The organism is Cysteiniphilum sp. 19S12-1, assembly GCF_052030685.1.
In the GTDB taxonomy this organism is placed as follows: domain Bacteria; phylum Pseudomonadota; class Gammaproteobacteria; order Francisellales; family Francisellaceae; genus Caedibacter.
Genome location: NZ_JBQAJM010000013.1, coordinates 1 through 16,942 on the forward strand (window position 1 = coordinate 1; position 16,942 = coordinate 16,942).

General features: G+C 38.2%; 15 protein-coding genes. 7 read left to right on the forward strand and 8 right to left on the reverse strand.

Features of this window, described 5'->3' with window-relative positions:
• Positions 1–139: 139 nt before the first annotated feature.
• Entirely contained in the window at positions 140–1,375 is a 1,236-nt protein-coding gene (locus ACTS4L_RS05785; protein ID WP_440651806.1) for an HlyD family efflux transporter periplasmic adaptor subunit, read from the forward strand.
• Between the two features lie 79 nt (positions 1,376–1,454).
• Here ACTS4L_RS05785 and ACTS4L_RS05790 read toward each other — a convergent pair whose 3' ends face one another.
• The 4 genes from ACTS4L_RS05790 to ACTS4L_RS05805 all read right to left on the reverse strand — a co-directional run bounded on the left by ACTS4L_RS05790 (position 1,455) and on the right by ACTS4L_RS05805 (position 4,847).
• Complete coding sequence (locus ACTS4L_RS05790) at positions 1,455–2,318, reverse strand: LysR family transcriptional regulator (protein ID WP_440616283.1); 864 nt, start codon at positions 2,316–2,318, stop codon at positions 1,455–1,457.
• Positions 2,319–2,400: 82 nt separating this feature from the next.
• Positions 2,401–3,117 (reverse strand): ribonuclease PH, encoded by a 717-nt coding sequence (rph, locus tag ACTS4L_RS05795; protein ID WP_440616285.1) that lies wholly within the window; start codon positions 3,115–3,117, stop codon positions 2,401–2,403.
• Between the two features lie 177 nt (positions 3,118–3,294).
• Complete coding sequence (locus ACTS4L_RS05800) at positions 3,295–3,981, reverse strand: 5'-methylthioadenosine/adenosylhomocysteine nucleosidase (protein WP_440616286.1); 687 nt, start codon at positions 3,979–3,981, stop codon at positions 3,295–3,297.
• Positions 3,982–4,082: 101 nt separating this feature from the next.
• Positions 4,083–4,847: a metallophosphoesterase family protein gene (locus ACTS4L_RS05805; protein ID WP_440651808.1), complete on the reverse strand. Its 765-nt coding sequence runs from the start codon at positions 4,845–4,847 to the stop codon at positions 4,083–4,085.
• A gap of 355 nt (positions 4,848–5,202) precedes the next feature.
• Between ACTS4L_RS05805 and ACTS4L_RS05810 the strand changes: the two genes are divergently transcribed.
• Both ACTS4L_RS05810 and ACTS4L_RS05815 read left to right on the forward strand, forming a co-directional pair.
• Positions 5,203–6,447, forward strand: coding sequence for an MFS transporter (locus ACTS4L_RS05810; protein ID WP_440616289.1), 1,245 nt, complete (start codon positions 5,203–5,205; stop codon positions 6,445–6,447).
• Between the two features lie 12 nt (positions 6,448–6,459).
• A complete protein-coding gene (locus tag ACTS4L_RS05815; RefSeq protein ID WP_440616291.1) occupies positions 6,460–8,646 on the forward strand; it encodes a primosomal protein N' in 2,187 nt (728 codons plus the stop codon).
• Positions 8,647–8,706: 60 nt separating this feature from the next.
• Here ACTS4L_RS05815 and pckA read toward each other — a convergent pair whose 3' ends face one another.
• Positions 8,707–10,326 carry a phosphoenolpyruvate carboxykinase (ATP) gene (gene pckA, locus ACTS4L_RS05820; protein ID WP_440616292.1) on the reverse strand — a complete coding sequence of 540 codons (1,620 nt, stop codon included), beginning with the start codon at positions 10,324–10,326 and terminating at the stop codon, positions 8,707–8,709.
• A 173-nt stretch (positions 10,327–10,499) separates the two neighbouring features.
• Between pckA and ACTS4L_RS05825 the strand changes: the two genes are divergently transcribed.
• The gene (locus ACTS4L_RS05825; protein ID WP_440616348.1) at positions 10,500–12,161 is read left to right on the forward strand and encodes a glutamine--tRNA ligase/YqeY domain fusion protein; all 1,662 of its coding nucleotides are present in this window, start codon (positions 10,500–10,502) and stop codon (positions 12,159–12,161) included.
• 1 nt (position 12,162) lies between these two features.
• On the opposite strand, the gene ACTS4L_RS05830 is transcribed toward ACTS4L_RS05825, so the two are convergent.
• Positions 12,163–12,729: a DOMON domain-containing protein gene (locus ACTS4L_RS05830; RefSeq protein ID WP_440616294.1), complete on the reverse strand. Its 567-nt coding sequence runs from the start codon at positions 12,727–12,729 to the stop codon at positions 12,163–12,165.
• A 373-nt stretch (positions 12,730–13,102) separates the two neighbouring features.
• Between ACTS4L_RS05830 and ACTS4L_RS05835 the strand changes: the two genes are divergently transcribed.
• The 3 genes from ACTS4L_RS05835 to ACTS4L_RS05845 all read left to right on the forward strand — a co-directional run bounded on the left by ACTS4L_RS05835 (position 13,103) and on the right by ACTS4L_RS05845 (position 15,756).
• Complete coding sequence (locus ACTS4L_RS05835) at positions 13,103–14,581, forward strand: oligopeptide:H+ symporter (RefSeq protein ID WP_440616295.1); 1,479 nt, start codon at positions 13,103–13,105, stop codon at positions 14,579–14,581.
• 34 nt (positions 14,582–14,615) lie between these two features.
• The gene (locus ACTS4L_RS05840) at positions 14,616–14,789 is read left to right on the forward strand and encodes a hypothetical protein (RefSeq protein ID WP_440651810.1); all 174 of its coding nucleotides are present in this window, start codon (positions 14,616–14,618) and stop codon (positions 14,787–14,789) included.
• Positions 14,790–14,895: 106 nt separating this feature from the next.
• Positions 14,896–15,756, forward strand: a complete 861-nt coding sequence (locus tag ACTS4L_RS05845) for a mechanosensitive ion channel family protein (RefSeq protein ID WP_440616296.1) — start codon at positions 14,896–14,898, stop codon at positions 15,754–15,756.
• On the opposite strand, the gene ispD is transcribed toward ACTS4L_RS05845, so the two are convergent.
• Together ispD and ACTS4L_RS05855 are read right to left on the reverse strand one after the other, a co-directional pair.
• The gene (gene ispD / locus ACTS4L_RS05850; protein WP_440616297.1) at positions 15,732–16,427 is read right to left on the reverse strand and encodes a 2-C-methyl-D-erythritol 4-phosphate cytidylyltransferase; all 696 of its coding nucleotides are present in this window, start codon (positions 16,425–16,427) and stop codon (positions 15,732–15,734) included. The genes ACTS4L_RS05845 and ispD overlap by 25 nt on opposite strands.
• Positions 16,427–16,744, reverse strand: a complete 318-nt coding sequence (locus ACTS4L_RS05855) for a septum formation initiator family protein (RefSeq protein WP_440616299.1) — start codon at positions 16,742–16,744, stop codon at positions 16,427–16,429. Before ACTS4L_RS05855 ends, ispD begins: the two co-directional genes overlap by 1 nt.
• Positions 16,745–16,942: the final 198 nt, after the last annotated feature.

Below are 16,942 nucleotides of genomic sequence, written 5' to 3' on the forward strand. Positions count from 1 at the left end.
TCATCAGTTTTATTTATTTCACTCATAATCTGTGGTCGTATTTCTTAAATTCAAACATCAAAAGTGCGTAACTTCAGTTATTAACATCAGCCCCTTTTTGCGCTTTGATGGCTACCATGTACTTTCTGATATTTTAAGTATGCGTAATTTGCAAACACGCGCCTTTGCACTGACTAAATGGAAATTGCGTGAAATATTATTTGGGCTTAACGCGCCTGCACCCGAGCAGTTTTCTAAAGCACGTCAACGTGTTTTGATTACTTATGCTATATTGACTTGGATCTATCGCTTTGTCCTGTTCTTAGGGATAGCGATCATGGTCTATTACTTATTTTTTAAGGCGTTAGGCATTATCTTATTTGTCATTGAAATTGTTTACTTTATTTTACACCCCATTTATCGCGAACTAAAAATCTGGTGGAGTATGAAAGCTAATATATCACTTAATAAAAATACCTTAATTTTATCGATTATTCTCTTGATTCTAATTGGTTTATTTTTTATTCCATGGCAGTCACAAGTTTCATTGCCAGCAACTTTGTCTTATCAAACCAAACCACTTTATACCGAGATTGCAGCACGTGTTATCTCTGTTGACATCAAAAAAGGAGATTATGTTAAAAAAGGACAGCTCTTAGCACAACTAACATCTGATCAACTTGATTTTCAGATTGCACAAGCCAATGAGAAACTTAAACAACTGATTTGGCAGCAAAGAAATAGCGTCCATTTTCAAACCAAATTGGATCAACAGCAAGTACTGCAAACACAAATTAATCACACTAAAACCCAATTAACTCAACTACAAAAGCAACAAGACAAGTTAAGGTTTATCGCGCCTTTTGATGGTATTGTTGAATCGTTGTCTGAAGATTTGCAGCCCGATGCCTGGCTTAAAGCAAAGCAAGCATTAATGCTGATTGTCAATAATCAAAATTTGCAACTACGCGCTTATACAACGGCGGATGATCAAGATCAATTAAAGCTTAATCAAAAAGGTTATTTTGTCCCTGAGAATATTGATCTTGCTAAAATACCCGTGGAGATTAAATATATTGTGAGCTCACAATCAAGTGTTTTCAAAAGTCAGAATGAAAACAAAGCAAACTTAAGCTATATCCATGAAGCCGCTCCATTAAGTGCATATCACGCGTCAAATTTTGGTGGTAGTATTGCCGTTAATCCTAATAAAGAAGGGAAGCTCACACCGCAGGAGAATGTTTTTTTAATTTTATTAAGCCTTAATTCTCCACTTCCTTATAAATTACCACATGTTGTCAGAGGCAAGGTATTTATTGATATTGAGCGAAAGTCACTTGCCGCACGTTTATGGCAACAAGTCCTTATACTTTGGGTGAAAGAGTCAGGATTCTAAGCTATATTTGCACATGTTGGCTGAACGTTAGTCGAAGCCATCTGCTGCCTTTCCACTTCAACCTCGCTCAGGAGACGGTCTAATTAATTGCATCAATTAATGCTTTAAAGTAACTTGGCAATACACCACGGTCATACCAACACAGTGAAATCTCATGATCATAAAACCAATTATCGTTAAGAATGGCTACTTTAGTCTGATCACAATACTGCTCAAAAAACTGCTCTGTAACGACCGTATAACCAAGCTCAAAGCCAACCAATTGCGCTAATTGGTCAGGGGAGTTGATAAAGTGTCGATCTTTGCGTGCAAACTGCAATAAGTCATACTTTGCCAAATAGGAAAACGTAATATCATCACTACCATCAAAATCAATAATATTTTCATTAAGAACAACGTCTTTAATTGCGCGTTTTGTCCACGCCTTAGGCACGATAAAAACATAACGCTCTGGAGATAACTCTTTTGTACACATCTCTTTTGAAACTTGTTGATTATTAACAATCGCCAGATCAACTTGCCCTGTTTTCAACAACTCATGTCGCGCTTCAATATCTTGAATTTGTAAATGCAGCCTTAATTGCGGGTATAACTTAGCAATCGCGGTCACTACTTTCACAATCCGTGTTTTCATTAATGTCGAGGAAGATACAAGTTTTAAGGCAATAATATGATTACTGTCGCTCATATTTAAGCTATGCAAATAGCTGTTTTCTAAATTTTGCATATCATGACAATACCTAAGCAGTATTTGCCCTTCTTCGGTCAATTGCATCCCCTTTCGTGAACGAATAAAAAGCGATGCGCCAAGCTTCTCTTCAAGCTGCTTTATTCTTTGTGTAACTGCAGTTTGCGTTAAAAACAAGGCGTCAGCGGCAGCATGTACCGTTTTGTTTTTCTCAACACTTAGAAAAGCCTGTAATAAAGGGCTTAAGCGAATCATGGTTTTTACTCCAATGTTTTTTAGGGCGTATTCAATACGCCCCTACGGGTTTTGCATATTTTTTGGCGTATGCAACACGCCCCTACGGTAAATTACGCGTTTGCTTGAAAATTTCATTAATCCCTTTTTTACCCAAAGCAAGCATTTGTGCAAAATCATCTTCTGAGAAAGGTTTGCCTTCAGCTGTTCCCTGAATCTCAATAATGCCACCATCATGTGTCATCACAATATTCATATCCGTATCAGCATCTGAATCCTCAGCATAATCTAAATCAAGTACTGGTGTTTCTTTATAAACACCAACTGAGATAGCCGCAACATGTGCTTGAATCGGCTTGGCATCTTCTTTGACTAAACCATTTGCTTGCATATATTTCACCGCATCTTCAATCGCAAGGCTCGCTCCAGTAATCGCAGCCGTTCTTGTGCCTCCATCGGCTTGCAAGACATCACAATCTACTTTTATTGTAATTCTTGGAAACTCATTTAAGTTCACTGCAGCACGCAAAGCACGACCGATTAAACGCTGGATTTCTTGCGTTCGACCTGATTGTTTACCTCTTGCCGCCTCTCTATCCATTCTTGAGTGCGTTGAACGTGGCAGCATACCATATTCAGCCGTTAACCAACCTTGATTAGCATCTTTTAAAAACTTAGGGACTTCTTTCAATACCGAGGCATTACATAATACTTTGGTATCTCCAAAAGATACTAACACTGAGCCTTCCGCATGTTTGGTAAATTGATGAATTACCGTTAATTTTCTCATTTCATTCGTTTGACGTTGACTTGGACGCATTGTTTTTTCCTTTTATTCTTTTATTCTTTTATTCTTTTATTCTTTTATTTAATTGAATGCTCATCACAAACCAGAATACAATCAAATGCTGCAAAATGATTTACGATGAATGTATTTACCGTAGGGGGGTATTGAATACGCCCTAAAATCTGATTATTCTCACTTTATACATTTGTCTTATAATAATCTTACCAACGATAAAATAAGTGTTGCTGATTGCTTGGCTGCTTCTTCAACAAATTGCGGGAAGTCTTCCACTGCCTGACCATCGGCTGTATCTGAGATAGCACGCAATATCACGCAAGGCACATTAAATTCATGACACACTAGATTAACACTCGCGCCCTCCATTTCAATGGCTTGTGCATTGAAGTGCTTCACAATCATCTCTTTAGTTTCTTTGCTATGAATAAACTGATCCCCCGTCGCAATAACACCTTCTTTTAAAGCAATGCCATGCGTATTTGCCGCTTCTTTTAGCTTTGATGTTAAACTCGGGCAGGTTTCGATAAATACTTTGCTACCCGGAATTTCGCCCTTTTGACGACCAAATGCAGTGATATCAATATCATGTTGTACCGTTTGTGTAGCAACGACAATATCCCCCACTTGCACATCCGCCGAGCCGCCACCAGCAACGCCAGAAAAGAGCAAAACTTCTGCAGCAAAATGCTCTATCATCACGGTTGCGGTCAATGTTGAAAACACCTTACCGATTTTGCTATAGGCGATAATTAGCTCATGTCCATAATAGTGCCCTAGATAATAGGTATTATTAGCATACTCTTTGGTTTCATAAGTGTCTAATTCAGCAAGAATTGGCGTAATTTCTTCGGGCATTGCCCCCATAATTGCAATTTTCATATTGTTTTTTTGATTTTTATTGGTCCTGATCAATGGCAGATACTATACGCAAAACATTGTTCGTTGACCATAAATAACTGGAATTACACACCTGTGATTAACTAGAATTTTGCATCATAATCAAATGCCGGATGTTTTGATAAATCTATCACGCGATGTGGTGAAGGCTTACCTTGTTTGCCAGTCGATGTCCCACCATCATACACTCTAGGAATACCCCACTTACCACTCCATACTAAACCATCGTGATTATGCCCAAATAACAGCATATCAATTTTATGCACTTTTAATATCTTGCCTAAATCATCTGAATCTTTTAAATGATGGAATGGTCGTGGTGAAAAGGGATGATGATGCAGATAGATCACACGATACTCTGCATTTTTAATATCCACATCATGACTTAAGTAACCATCCAAACGCTGTAATTGAGCTTCACCCAACTGCCCTTCAGCAAACAATCGATCATACCAATGAATCTCCTCTGCCATTGAGTCCAGTCCCAAAAAAGCAATATTATCAATCATCGTTTTAATCGGATACTGCACATCAATACTGCCATAAAAAGCCTGTTTGAATGCGGCAACATAACCACTATAACCAATGGAGCCTGTGCCATAGTCATGATTGCCCGGAATAACAAGCACATGAAATCCGGCGCGTTTTAAGCGATTAATTTGCGCTAATGCCTCATCATAAGCACCATCCTTTGTTGCATCTTCAACGATATCACCCGTGATAACAATAATATAATCACTCGCCTTCTCCTTGGTAAAGATAATACGTGTGACTAAATCACGCATAACTGAGGATAGGTTTTCATAGCCTAAATGGGTATCAGTTAAGTGGATGATCCTTTTCATCATTAGATTCTCGCAACTTAAATTATCAATTGGTTAAGTATAGCAAAATAATTCAATGCATAAATTACTGAAAACTCCGGATTTTTTATTAACTCCTTGTAGATCGGCATTCTAACAAGCTAGATTATCGAACCCCCTATCATAATGGCAATGTCTTTGCCACAGGATGCATGCAATCCATTGCAATAGATGTTGACCTTAGCAGATCTAAGCTACTAATTTTGGAGGGGCTCTCATTAATCCAGATTGTCATATAAATTATCGAATTTTTAATATAAAAATAATATAACTAGCTACGTAAAATTTTCATTGATAGAATATTACAACCTTAGCATTCAATATGGATCTTTAATAATCTATGCTTAACAAAAATCAACGTAAAATTCTATTATTATCAAGCTTAGGTGGCATGCTTGAATTTTATGATTTTATCATCTACGCACTACTTGCTGGCTATATATCACAGCTTTTCTTTCCGACACACTCGGCAATTAACTCACTTTTAATTGCTTTTAGCGCTTATGCTGTTGGTTATTTTGCACGCCCATTTGGCGGCATTATTTTTGGACATTTTGGCGATAAATATGGGCGCAAGAAAACCTTTACCATTTCAATTTTGGTAATGGCATTATCAACATTTATCATTGGTGTTTTGCCGACTTATCAAAGCGTTGGTATGTTAGCCCCGACTTTATTAGTCATTTGCCGTATTGCACAAGGCTTCTCTGTTGGAGGAGAAATCCCAGGAGCTATTACCTATGTCAGTGAATCAGCACCTGATAAAAAGGCCTTTATGACTGGCTTTGTTTTTTGCTTTTTAATTTCTGGTGTTGCCATTGGTTTTATCGTTGAAGCACTATTGTTGCAGTTTTTTAGCCATGAGCAAATGCTTATGCATGTTTGGCGTATACCCTTTATTTTAGGAGGTATCTTTGGCTTTATTGCTTATTATCTACGTAAACAGTTAATGGATATTGAGGACTTTCAACCCTTTATCCAAAAAGAATACACTTTGCCAATTACCAAAGTCTTGCACACCCATGGTTGGAACTTAGTCTACACCACAATTATTGTTTCATTTGGTGCATTATGCTTTGTGACATTATTCTTATTACTTCCAGCATACTTTGGCACCATCTTAAACTTACACTTAAAAAACTTTGTCTGGATTAATAGCTTAGGGGTGATCATTCTGTCGATTTTGTGCATTATCGTTGGATTTTTTGCAGATAAGATCAATCGTCAATTGATTCTATTACTGACCACTATTATCACTATAATTAGCAGTTTTTTCATTTATCACATCTACACACAGAATCAAGATATTTACTTTATTGCCATCATCGTCAGTGCGATTGTTTGTGCGTTATGTTGGGGTAATATCCCCTCAATGCTTATTGATGCTTTCAAACAAGATGTGCGTTACAGTGGTATTGGCTTTGCTTACAACTTAGGCTTTGCTGTTTTTGGTGGCTTAACACCAACCATTGTTATTAGCGCAATTAAAGTCAGTGGTAACTTACTAGCACCTGCTTATGTATTAAGCATTGGAGCTTTAATCACCCTTGTTGCTATGTTTGCTAATCATATGATTAAAAAATAAGATTTATGACATATGACAATTGTTCGTGTTCTAGTGCATGGTCCCTTTACGGAGGGGCTTGATTACCTGTACCCTTTGCCAGCAATAGCAATACCTTTTACGCGTGTCATCGTGCCACTTGGCACTCGAAAGGTGATTGGTGTGATTAGTGAAATCAATCCCAAAGTGAGTTTGCCCAAGGAGAAGCTTAAACCGATCATTAAAACCCTTGATAATAAGCCACTGTTATCAACACAAGCTATTGATCTTATTAGGTGGCTTGCTAATTACTATCAATGTACCTTGTATCAAAGCTTAAGGTTATCACTACCAAAACACTATTTACAAAAAGAACAGCCAGAATGCACCAAGCAAATCATTTACACACTAAACAATGCAGATAGTAATGATTTTAAACCTGCTAAGAATGCGCATAAACAGCACAAGGCATTGGCACTATTACGTGAACATGACAGTGTCTCACATGATACCTTTATCAGTCATGAGATAACGTTGGCAACGATTAGATCGCTCATCAACAAAAATATCATCACACAATCAAAGCATAGGCTCCTTCCAAAAGCTCACGCCACAACAGCAATAACACCACGCACACTTAACACTGCACAACAAAGCGCTGTTGATGCTGTTCTTAAGCATCTTCATCACTTTAAAACCTTTTTGCTTTTTGGCGTCACTGGAAGTGGCAAAACGGAAATTTATATTGAAGCGATTAAGCCCGTGATTCTAAGCGGTAAACAAGTATTGATGTTAGTGCCTGAAATCAACCTCACCCCACAAACATTGATGCGCTTTGAACAAAACTTCAACGAGCCTATTGCTGCCATTCATTCGCAGCTGACTGATCAAGCACGCTTTGAGCTATTTGTTAAAGTGCAAAATGCTGAGATTAATATTATCATCGCGACACGCTCTGGTCTTTTATTTGATACCCCAAATCTTGGCATGATTATCGTTGATGAGGAGCATGATGCCTCCTACAAGCAACAAAACATACCTACCTATCATGCACGTGATATCGCGATTGTCAAAGCGCAAAAATATAATATTCCAATTATCCTAGGCAGTGGCACGCCATCTTTAGAAAGTTACTATCATGCGTTAAGTGGCAAATATCATTTATTAACCTTAAAAAATCGTGCATTGAATCAAGTCAATAATCAAGTATATATTATTAACCTACAGAAAAGTAAAACACAAGCAGGCTTAAGCCCCATTTTGATTGATAAAATCAAACAAACGATTGCTAACGATGAACAAGTGCTATTATTTATCAATCGTCGCGGTTTTGCCCATAGCTTAATCTGCCAAGATTGCGGTTGGTGTGCCAACTGTAATCAATGTGAAAAGCCATATACTTTACACACTAAACCTCAGCATCTGGCATGCCATTTTTGTGGCAAAGCGCGTGAGATTATTCTGCAATGCCCTAATTGCCAATCACACAATTTATCTGACATTGGGCAGGGTACTGAAAAACTAGAAGATGAATTAACTCTGCTATTCCCAACTGCTCATATCGCGCGCTTAGATCGCAGCTCAACGCAGAAAAAAGGCTTCCTTGAAAATGTGCTTAATGACATCAAATCACAACATATTGATATTATCGTTGGCACACAGATGATTGCCAAAGGTCATGACTTTCAAAATGTCAGCCTTGTCGGCATTATCAATGCCGATGCTGGCTTCTATAGCCAGGATTTTCATGCCGTTGAGAAAACAGCACAATTGATTATTCAAGTCGCAGGTAGAACAGGACGAGGCAGTAAATCTGGGGATGTTTATATTCAAACCTATCAACCAGATAATCCTATATTGCAACTGATTCTACAGGCTGATTATAAGAAGTTCTTAGAGCATAGCCTTGAAACACGTAAGCTTCTCAACTATCCGCCTTTTTCCTATCAGGCATATATTTACGCCCAAGCAAGCAAGACACAAACTTGCACGCACGCATTACAGCAACTAAATCATGCACTTGTAAACTCTAATGAACTAACGAAATTACAATGTCAAATTTCGCATGTATTACCCGCAATTAATATCAAACAAGCCGGACATTATCGCTTTATGTTGATGTTGACAGCAAGCACACGCAAACAGCTGCAACAGTTATTAAATGCCGTGAGTAACGACATTAAGCTTGCGCGTAAGAAAGTGAAAATTACGATCGATGTTGATCCAGTGGATATTAAATAAAACCCCACGGGCTCACGCCCATGGGGTTTTATTCTATTTGTTCCCTGATTTAAGTCAAAATTAAACCAAGGCGTCAGACTTTGGGCCGTATTGCTCATACTTTTTGCCTAAGTCATTATTGGTAAATTTCTTGAAGTTATTGACAAACATCTCAGCAAGCTGTTGATATTGAGCATCATAAGCTGCTTTATCTGTCCACGTGTTGCGTGGATTTAAAATGTTACTGTCTACATCATGCAAAGCTTGTGGAATCTCAAAACCAAATACTTCATCTTTGTGCAATGGCGCATGATCAATCGAACCATCAAGTACCGCGTCAATGATTCCACGTGTATCTTTGATTGAAATGCGATGCCCTTTACCATAACCACCACCGGTCCAGCCGGTATTAACCAAATAGGCACTGGCGCCATGCTCAAGCATTTTCTTACCTAGAATTTCAGCATACTTTGTTGGGTGGAGCAATAAAAACGGCTGCCCAAAACATGACGAGAATACCGCTGTTGGCTCTTTGACACCTAGCTCAGTACCCGCAACTTTTGCTGTATAACCGGATAAGAACTGATACATTGCTTGCTCAATCGATAGCTTTGACACAGGAGGTAGCACACCATAAGCATCACAGGTTAAGAAAATGATTTTAGTTGGGTGTCCGGCTTTAGATACTGGCTTAACAATATTATCAATATGATAGATTGGATACGAAACACGCGTGTTTTCAGTTTTAGCATTTGATGCAAAATCAATGGTTTTATCATCGTTTAAAACCACATTTTCAAGTAATGCATCACGACGAATCGCATGATAAATATCTGGCTCATTTTCTTTAGATAGATTAATAGTTTTAGCATAGCACCCTCCTTCTAAGTTGAAGATACCATCATGATCCCAACCATGCTCATCATCACCGATAAGCTCACGTTTTGGATCAGCTGAAAGCGTTGTTTTACCTGTGCCTGATAACCCAAAGAATAAGGCTGAGTCGCCCGCCTTACCGACATTTGCAGAACAATGGAAGGAACCAATTTCTTGCAATGGTAAGAAGTAATTCATCATCGAAAAAATACCTTTTTTGATCTCACCACCATACCATGTACCACCGATTAACGTCATACGCTCAGCAATATTAAATGCAACAAAAGTCTCTGAATTTAAACCCCATTTTTGATAATCTTCACATTTTGTTTTACACGCATTTAAAATCGTCCAATCTGGGGTGAAGTTTTTAAGCTCATCTGCCGTTGGACGAATAAACATATTTTTAAAGAAGTGTGCCATCCATGCAACCTCAGTCACCAAGCGCACAGATAATCGTGTTTCAGGGTTCGCACCACAAAAGCCATCCATCACATAAAGTTTCTTATCATTAAGCTGTGTTGTTGCTAATGATTTTAAATGCTGCCAGCTTTCAATAGACAATGGCTTATTGTCTGAGCCATCTTTTGCCCACCAAACATTTTTCTTAGCCTCAGCCGTTTCAACGATAAACTTATCTTTTGGTGAACGTCCGGTATATTTACCAGTATCTACAGCAACAGCACCAGTGGCCGTTTCAACACCTTTTTCATACCCTTGAGCAGTTGCTGACGTTTCGTGATCATACAAGGCTTCATAAGAAATATTGTGAAACATTTCTTTTGTTTCATTAATTCCGCATTTTTTCAACTGGTCAAGTAGCATTTTTGTAAATTCTCCATTGTTTTGTACATAAATATAATAATATGCCAAAGATAAATGAACAACCCACTCTAACCAACTTTATCAAAATTTTATTCGCTTTACTAAGCTTGCTATTGAGCTCACTGATAAAGCACTTTACAATAGCGCGGTTAACTAAAAATAAACTCGAGTAAATAATGTCTGAAACTGCACACAAGACCAATTTTATACGTAATATTATTGATACAGATCTTGCTGACAATAAAACGCATGGCAAGGTAATCACACGCTTCCCACCAGAACCCAATGGCTACTTACATATTGGCCATGCCAAATCGATTTGTCTTAACTTTGGTTTGGCACAAGATTACCAAAAAGGACCTTGCCATTTACGATTTGATGATACTAACCCCGCTAATGAAGAAGCAGAATTTGTTGCGGCAATCAAAGAAGATGTCAAATGGCTTGGCTTTGATTGGGGAGATTATCTTTTCTATGCCTCTGGTTATTTTGAAACACTCTATGCTCTGGCGGTTAGGCTTATTAAAGATGGTAATGCTTATGTTTGTGATTTAACGGCAGATGAAGTGCGTGCTCACCGCGGTACCCTAACTGAAACGGGTAAAGATAGTCCATATCGCCAACGTAGTGTTGAAGAAAATTTACAAAAGTTTGAACAAATGCGTCAAGGTCTCTTTGATGAAGGCACTTGTACATTACGTGCTAAAATTGACATGAGTGCCGGCAATATAAATATGCGCGACCCTGCACTTTATCGCATTAAGAAAGTAACCCACCCACATACTGGCGAGCTTTGGTGTATTTATCCTATGTATGATTTCGCACATGCTGCCTCTGATGCTATTGAGAAAATCACTCACTCACTGTGTACCCTTGAGTTTCAAGATCACCGTCCACTGTACGACTGGGTTGTTGAAAAGTGTGGATTTGAGAATAAACCACAGCAAATTGAGTTCTCACGCTTGAATTTAAACTACACCATCACCAGTAAACGCAAATTAAAATATCTTGTTGAGCATAAGCTTGTTTCTGGCTGGGATGACCCGAGAATGCCTACCATTCGCGGATTACGCCGTCGCGGTGTGACACCTGCTGCCATTCGTCGTTTGATTGATCTTGTAGGTATTTCAAAACAAGATTCGATTACTGATTACAGCTTATTTGAAGAGGTCATTCGCAATGATCTAAACAAAACGGCTGAGCGTCGCAATGCCGTGTTGAGACCGTTATTAGTTGAGATCGATGACCTAAACAACGAAGTACTTAATGTACCAAATCACCCACAGAACCCGGATTTTGGACGCAGAGATATTACTATTTCAAAGCATATTTATATTGAACAAGATGACTTCATGGAACAACTAACAAAGGGGCATAAAAAACTCTCTTTAAATGGACGAGCGCGCTTATTAAATGCATATGTGATCGAATGCTATGATCTTGAAAAAGATGACTCAGGTCACATCACTAAGTTAAAATGTCGCTATTTACCAGAAACGCTAGGTGGCAAAAAACCAAACGACGGTATCAAACCACAAGGGATGCTCCATTGGGTGGATGCTAATAATTGCATCAATGCCAAAATCAGACAATATGACCGCCTATTCAACTGTGAAAATCCCGCCGCCTTAGACAATTTAGAGCAAGGCTTAAATCCACACTCTTTAGTCATTATTAACGATGCCAAGCTTGAAGCTTCATTAGCACAAACTGAAGCTGAAACACGTTTTCAATTTAATCGCTTAGGTTATTTTTGTGCGGATAAAGTTGAGCATAGTGCTAACAATATCGTCTTTAATCAAATTGTTAATCTTAGAGATACTTGGGCGAATTAACTTATTTTGGCAACTTTATCTCTGCACTAGTGCGATACTGATGGTAACTAGTGAAATTCTTTACACCATTCTTACCATAAGCCAAAATGATGGGGATATCTTCACCTTGAGTAAACGTATAATTATATTTAGCCGATGATGGCGTCATTGGCAACGTGAAGCTAATGGTTGTCTGCCCTTTCTCTACTTTACCTGAAACTAATTTAACCTCTGGTACTCCACCTAAAGATACAACACTCTTGTGTGGTGGACGTCCTTTTACCCCATACTCCTGTGATAGCTGTACTTTGCCATCAGCATCAACATATCCCAATACCATCACAGCACCTGTCATTGTATTATTAGCACCAAACCCTACTGCAACCCAACCTGTTGTCTTGGCACTTAATGTAAACTTGATATTTTTATCTGCTTGCATCTGATAAGACAAGTACATATTCTTCAAATGCAATGCGCACACACCCTCTTTACATACCTCATTAGATGCTTTGGCACCAGCAAATGCAGCTGTCATCATAAAGCTACTGAGCAATACACTTCTTAGTATTAATTTTGATTGTTTATCCATTGAACTTCCTTATTTTAGTTTTAGTTTTAGTTGTAGTTTTAGTTTTAATTATCATCAACATCGTCATTTAAGCATAGCCATTCCAGTAATACAATTACATAAAAACACAACAGCAACACTAAGAGTTACCATACAAAATGTATCAAAGCCATCAATCAATCACAAACTGAAGTAAATTTACAGTCATTTACTTATTTTCGGTTGATTTTAATGATAAAAGGATTTATAAATAACTCCAGAGCGGAAGAGGTCAAAACATATATAACCTAGAGAGTTACTATGCATCATGATTAATTGTTATGCATGGCAATATTATTAGCGTTTTTATATAACTTCTGACTCTAAATGTTATTAAAAATACGGGAGAAACTACATGTCAAATGAGGTTATTGCCTCTAGAGGTCTGCCTAAACCATTTTGGGTGATCTGGGGAATTGAATTATGGGAACGTTTTGGTTATTACGCAACCCAAGCCATTTTAGCACTTTACTTTGTCAGTCACTTAGGCTTTAGCCAAGAGTTAAGTATTTATACTTTTGGTTCTTTCTCCGCTTTTGTTTATGGCTTTGTTTGGGTGGGTGGTTACGTTGGTGATAAATACTTAGGCGCAAAACGCACAGTTGCTCTTGGTGCGATTGTTTTATTTATTTCATATTTAGCATTAGCAATGTCGACTAAAGGCACTATTTTTTATGCGCTTGGTGGGATTATCGTCGGTAATGCACTATTCAAAGCAAATCCATCTTCACTTATCTCAAAGCTATATGAAAAAGGCGATCCAGCCTTAGATGGCGCGATGACTTTATATTATATGGCGATTAATTTAGGCTCTTTCGTTTCTATGCTAATTGCCCCGGTTGCTGCACAAGCCTATGGTTGGCAAGCCGCCTTTTGGATCAGTGCTTTTGGCTTATTGCTCGGTCTTTTAAACTACTTTGTCTTTTATAAAGTTTTAGGCTCTATCTCAACCGAAGCAGGCGCAAAGCCAATGATGTTTGGTCGTTTGATCACCATTATTGTTGCCTCAATTGTTGCTGTTATTATATTTGGCAAACTACTTCCTCATACAACAGTCTGCTATACAATCGTTTACATTGTGGTTGCCGGTGGTTTTTTATATTTCTTAAAAACGGCATTGAGCTTAAAAGGCTCTGATCGCATTCGTATGCTCATTGCATTTTTATTAATTCTTGAAGGAATTGTCTTCTTTGTCCTTTATTTTCAAATGCCAACCTCATTGACCTTCTTTGCTGTGCATAATATAGATAACAATGTCCTTGGCTGGGTCATTCCTGCGGCTTCCTACCAAGTGCTAAATCCACTAGTAATCATTATTGCCTCACCTATTTTGGCCGTGATCTATCGAAAACTGCCAGGCACACATGTCACTAAGTTTTGCTTTGGTATGACTTTGTGTGGGCTTGCCTTTTTAGTGCTTTACTTGCCACGCTTTACCGCAGCTGAAACCGGTCTTGCTTCACCTTGGTGGATGGTCTTGAGCTACAGTTTACAATCTACAGGAGAGTTACTAGTCTCAGGTTTAGGGGTTGCGATGGTTGCTGAGCTTTGCCCACGCGCTATGTCTGGTTTTGTTATGGGGATTTGGTTCTTAACATCCATGCTTGCTGGTCCTCTAAGTGCCTTTGTAGGCAACATGACCTCGCCACCGACTGGCGTGACCTTAAACACACTAGAAAGTCTTCATGTATACACTGGTGTATTTGCGCAAATCGGTATTGTTACCTTGATTATTGCCGCAATCATGTGGCTATCACGCCCCATTTTGAATAAATACATTCATGATAAAAAAGATATCACCAGTGACCATCAAATCAATGAAGTAGTTAACTAAGCATCTATTTACTTTTATACTTATTTATATTTTAATGGCACTACCTTTAGTAGGGTCACTAACCATCCATGGCAGCTTCGCATTGGATCCTCACGCCATCCTAGCTCAGGATGACGAGTCAGAAGGTGTCATTGCGAGCATGGATGCGCGGCAATCCATTTTTGTCAGGGATGATAGGTTTAAGTTCGTTGCAAGCCTATATTTATAAGCTAATTCTTAAGGTAGTGCCATTAATTTATATTTCTACTTGCACTATTTACTAATTTCTGTAACTTTAACTTCATCAATTAATCTTTATATAAAGGACATAATTAATGGAGTTTTACACACAAAATATTAACCAATACTTTCAATGGATTATAACCCTTATCTTAGAACACTTACCAAGCATCGTTCTTGCTTTAATCATTCTTATTATTGGTCTTATTGTTGCCCGAATTATTCGTTCAACCACACAAAAGTTACTGTTTAAAACCAAGCTAGATAAAGCAGTAACGATGTTTTTAATGCAGATATTACATATCTTTTTGGTTATTTTTGTCATTTTAATCGCACTAAGTGAAATGGGCATATCCACTACCCCAGTGACTGCCGCGATTACCGCCCTTATTGTTGGTATTGGTATGTCACTTAGAACTTCTGCTAATATCATTGTTTCAGGGATTATGATTGTCTCGACACGCCCGTTTAAAATTGGGGAGTTTGTCGACATGGGTGGCACCTCTGGCACGGTTGAAGAAATCAATTTTGTCTTTTGCACACTGCGTACCAGTGATGGACGTCAAGTTAAAGTGCCTAATAGCTTAGTAACCTCACGTATTATTACTAATTTTTCTAACAACGAATTCAGACGCAATGATTTTATTATTGGCATTGGTTACAACAGCGATCTACAACAAGCAAAGTCATTACTACAGACGCTTGTAAACAATAATGAGAACATTATTAAAGAAGAAGGCAAGGCACCTATTATACGCGTTGATGAATTGGCTGATAGTAGCGTGAATCTGCTGGTTCGCTATTGGACAAAGCGCGCTGATTTTCTAGAAACAAAGTGGGCGTTAACCGAGCAAACAAAACTTTGTTTTGATGAGCATCATATTGAAATTCCTTTCCCTCAGAGAGCTATGCATATTGAAAATAATTCAACTCAACTCAGTGTCGACAAAAAATAATTGGCAAGCACCAGATCTTCTGATGTCGTGACTTTAATATTACGCTTATCGCCATCAATAACAATAGGCTGATGATCAAGCGCTTCAACGGCTGATGCTTCATCAGTTACAGCGATATTATTGTGCAAGCAAAAATAATATCCCATCAATAAAGTGCGATAACAAAACACCTGCGGCGTTTGCGCAAGATAAATCTTTGTTCTATCGAGCGTTTTTACGATATTAAACGCCTCATCTATTGCTTTAACGGTATCACAGGCTGCCGTTGCTAAAATGCCACCTATGGCATTTTCGACACGAATAGCTGCATAAAGCCTTCTAACATCATCTAAACGCACACAAGGCCTTGCTGCATCATGCACAAAAACCCAATCGTTATCACTGGCTACATTTTTTAATGCCATCAAAGTATTACGCACACTATCACTGCGTTCTTTGCCACCAGCGCATATCTTAATACGTGCATTACTGATATGAATTGAGTTTTTCCAGTAACGGTCTTTTGAATTAAGTGCCACCACAACCAAATCAAAAAAAGGCTCACTTAATAGGCGTAAAATTGTCGTATCAAGAATCGTCAATCCATTATCCAATTTGATATATTGTTTAGGAATATCTTGATTCATGCGGCTACCAACCCCGCTTGCCGGAATCACCAGAATTCTTTTCATTAATTATCTTCCTGCAATGAAACTCTTTTATCCTGCGGTGTGACGATTTGATAGAAAATCTCACCATTTTTTATAAAACCAAGATTAGCGCGTGCCATGCCTTCAAGTACTGAGTCATTTTGACGCAAAGAAACAATCTCTGCATACCAATGCATATTACGCGCTAGTAGTTCATTATTTTTTTGCTGCTTGACACTTACCTGTTCCTCCAGCTCATGCGTGGCAAAAAAACCTGTTTTGCTCCACCAAAAATCGTATTGCAAGGCAATAATGCCAATAAATAGTACGGTAATAAACAGGGTATAGCGTGAGATCATTATACTTTTATTTTTTTTAGGTTTTTGATATTTGCTTATGCTTTTGGCTCGGCTTCTGCTTCCGTACCACTATCAATCGACTCAGTTTTTTTAATTTCTTTGTCCTCTTTAACCTGTGCATCATCTACTAAAACTTCCGTTTTTTCAACGATGTGTTCCTTGAGCTCAGTGGTATGAGTTTTTTGATCTTCAACAATG

Bases quoted from the DNA above. Each gene is read 5' to 3' on its own strand.
- ACTS4L_RS05785 (WP_440651806.1), top strand. From the start codon at position 140: ATGCGTAATTTGCAAACACGCGCCTTTGCACTGACTAAATGGAAATTG.
- ACTS4L_RS05790 (WP_440616283.1), bottom strand. From the start codon at position 2,318: ATGATTCGCTTAAGCCCTTTATTACAGGCTTTTCTAAGTGTTGAGAAA.
- rph (WP_440616285.1), bottom strand. From the start codon at position 3,117: ATGCGTCCAAGTCAACGTCAAACGAATGAAATGAGAAAATTAACGGTA.
- ACTS4L_RS05800 (WP_440616286.1), bottom strand. From the start codon at position 3,981: ATGAAAATTGCAATTATGGGGGCAATGCCCGAAGAAATTACGCCAATT.
- ACTS4L_RS05805 (WP_440651808.1), bottom strand. From the start codon at position 4,847: ATGATGAAAAGGATCATCCACTTAACTGATACCCATTTAGGCTATGAA.
- ACTS4L_RS05810 (WP_440616289.1), top strand. From the start codon at position 5,203: ATGCTTAACAAAAATCAACGTAAAATTCTATTATTATCAAGCTTAGGT.
- ACTS4L_RS05815 (WP_440616291.1), top strand. From the start codon at position 6,460: ATGACAATTGTTCGTGTTCTAGTGCATGGTCCCTTTACGGAGGGGCTT.
- pckA (WP_440616292.1), bottom strand. From the start codon at position 10,326: ATGCTACTTGACCAGTTGAAAAAATGCGGAATTAATGAAACAAAAGAA.
- ACTS4L_RS05830 (WP_440616294.1), bottom strand. From the start codon at position 12,729: ATGGATAAACAATCAAAATTAATACTAAGAAGTGTATTGCTCAGTAGC.
- ACTS4L_RS05835 (WP_440616295.1), top strand. From the start codon at position 13,103: ATGTCAAATGAGGTTATTGCCTCTAGAGGTCTGCCTAAACCATTTTGG.
- ACTS4L_RS05840 (WP_440651810.1), top strand. From the start codon at position 14,616: ATGGCACTACCTTTAGTAGGGTCACTAACCATCCATGGCAGCTTCGCA.
- ACTS4L_RS05845 (WP_440616296.1), top strand. From the start codon at position 14,896: ATGGAGTTTTACACACAAAATATTAACCAATACTTTCAATGGATTATA.
- ispD (WP_440616297.1), bottom strand. From the start codon at position 16,427: ATGAAAAGAATTCTGGTGATTCCGGCAAGCGGGGTTGGTAGCCGCATG.
- ACTS4L_RS05855 (WP_440616299.1), bottom strand. From the start codon at position 16,744: ATGATCTCACGCTATACCCTGTTTATTACCGTACTATTTATTGGCATT.